The organism is Thiolapillus sp. (assembly GCF_048562965.1).
Taxonomy (GTDB): Bacteria; Pseudomonadota; Gammaproteobacteria; order Chromatiales; family Chromatiaceae; genus Thiolapillus; species Thiolapillus brandeum_A.
The window spans coordinates 1-2,641 of sequence record NZ_JBHNMF010000464.1 but is presented as its reverse complement, the minus strand read 5'-3'; the positions used below and the strand labels follow the sequence as shown (position 1 = coordinate 2,641).

Sequence of the window (2,641 nt, the reverse complement as noted above, 5' to 3'; positions counted from 1 at the left end):
TTGGGCAAGTAATCAATGAAATGGGATAACTCACCAGCCAGCCTTCTCAGAAGGCTGGCATCAAAGCCCCCTTATAGGGGGCAAAAGCCAAGTCTGCGTTCTTAGAACGCAGATTTTTACAAGAAGCCTCCTTTCCCGGTATCGAAAAGTTTACCGGGAAGCAGGGTGGTTTCACTCTTCAGGCTCCCCGGTCTTCCGAAGACTGGTTTTTCTGGAACATAGCGCTTGGCGGTAAAATGGCATGGGAAATCCATCAGCAGTCGCTGTTGCCGCTGGACAGCGTTACCCATCTGCCAGGCCGGGTGGAATTTCAGGCCTTTCTCAATCATGAACACGGAAAGAGCATTCGTGAAAACCTGGCGCTGGGTCTGCTGCTAATCAATCCCGACGATTTTGGCATGGTCAACCACCGCCTGGGAAAACGGGGGGGAGACAGGGTTCTGCGAGAAATTGCGTCAGAACTGTCGGCCGGACTCCGGCAGACAGACCATGTGTTCCGCTATGGCAGCGCAATTTTTGCCGTGGTAATCCCCGGGGCGACGCGACTGGCCATCGACAGGGTGGCGGAAAAGCTGCGCCTGTCTCTGGAAAAGGCAGCTTATACGGCGGGAGCCACGCGTCTGTCTTTCAGTGTCGGGGGAGCGGTGCACGATGCCTCGGACGTCTGGGGTGACCAGACCTTCGGGTCACTGAGACTGTTGCGCCGCACGGATCAGGCACTCAATGCAGCCAAGCTTTCCGGTGGTGCGTGTACGGTCATCTGGGATCCGGAAACCATGGAAGCGGGTATCGGTCATCTGGACAGGCTCAGCGGCATTTTTACCGCCGATACGGAAAAGGACTACCGCAACATGCAATTGCTGTGGGAGACCATCACCGTCATTTCCTCCTCAGCCGAGACTGAGATCATTGCCCAGGAGCTGGTCAGACGTATTGCCGAAACGGTCAAACCTCAGCAGGTTGCCCTGTTTCTGAATGAAGAGGGAAAGCCGCGGCAATCGCTGGCGGTAAGCCGTAGCGTTGCTGTTCCCGAGGCCGGCGCTCCCGATGAAAACACGCTGCTGCTTTCCGATGAAAAGCAGCAACTCATCGACGAAGCGGATGCGCACCGGCAGATACAGGTGCTGCATCTGTCTGCAGACAGCCTGGGCGAAGGCGATATCGCCTACGCGATTCCCCTGCTGTCCCGCAGCGACTGTCTCGGTATTCTTTATCTGGACGGTATGGAAGATACCCTGCGCCTGGATACATCGGACCTGGTATTTCTCGATGCCCTGGCGAGTCAGATCGGCATGTTGCTCGACCGGGCGCTGCTGGCGTCACGCTGGAAAGAGGAAAAGCTGCGTGAAAGCCAGCGCCTGCGTCAGGAAGTCCGGGAGCTGCGTCAGCTGAAACGCCACGGGCAGCTGGTTTATCATTCACCGCGCATGGAATCTGTGGTGAGCATGCTGGAAAAGGTTGCACCCACCGATATAACCGTGCTGATCACCGGCGAGAGCGGTACGGGCAAGGACAAGCTTGCCAGGGCGGTTCATGAACTGAGCAACCGCAAGGACAAACCGTTCGTTACCGTGGATTGCGGTGCAATCGCTCACAGTCTGATCGATACCGAACTGTTCGGTCACAAAAAAGGAGCCTATACCGGCGCCCAGAACGCCGCTTCTGGCCGCATCTTCCAGGCGAAGGGCGGCACACTCTTTCTCGATGAAATCGGTGAACTGCCTCTGGAAACCCAGGCCAAGCTGCTGCGTCTCATTCAGGAGAAAGAGATCACTCCCGTGGGGGCGGCCAAGCCGGTCAAGCAAGCGTGTCTTCGGCCTCGTGATAGATTTTGGGACATCCCAGTCCCCAAAATCGACTCGGCCTTTGACAACCTATTGGTGCCCCAGCCGTCCTGGTCACCCAGCACTACGCAACAACTTCGCAAGCTCGTTGCTGCTCCGTACTTGGCTCCCAATGACTGGACGCCGCGTTCGGAGGCCTACTTTGTTTTCCCTCTGGCGCAAGGCACGCCGGGAAAACAGTGCGGCCTCGCGGCTACTGGGGTCTACCAGCCTTCGCTTCGCTCTCCATGGCTGGCAGCGATCGATATCCGTATCGTTGCGGCCACCAACCGTGACCTTGCCAATGAAGTGTCGGAAGGACTTTTCCGGCAGGATCTCTACTACCGTTTGCAGGTGGTGTCCGTCGCCGCGCCACCGTTGCGTGAGCGTCCGGAAGACATACTGCCACTGGCGCGCTATTTCCTCGGGCAGTTCGTTGCCGATTACGGCAAGAGCGGGCTTTATCTGAATGCGACTGCCGAAAAGGCATTGCTGGACTATGCCTGGCCGGGTAATGTCCGCGAGCTGCAGAACCGGGTGTTGCAGGCGGTGATCACTTCGGAAAACCAGGAGATTGACTGGGAAGGTCTGCGCCTGCCCGTTTCGCCAGTGCTTCCTGATCCTGTTCCGGAGCATGCCGTTGCAGCATCGCCCCCGCCATTGCAGGCAGATGATTCCCTGGAGGATGTGTATTCCCGGGTAAGCGCCCCAGAATCGACACCTTTTTTCAGAACACCATCAGCCACAGACTTTCTCCTGTCCCACCACAACGCAGGAGAATGCCATGGCCCCGACCGACAGTACTGACCGCATCACCT

The 2,641-nt window shown here is 57.5% G+C and carries 1 protein-coding gene; it reads left to right on the top strand.

Annotated elements, in window-relative coordinates:
- The first annotated feature begins 236 nt into the window (after window positions 1–236).
- A complete protein-coding gene (locus ACOCD2_RS16375; protein WP_419586537.1) occupies window positions 237–2,630 on the top strand; it encodes a sigma 54-interacting transcriptional regulator in 2,394 nt (797 codons plus the stop codon).
- The last annotated feature ends 11 nt before the right edge of the window (window positions 2,631–2,641 follow it).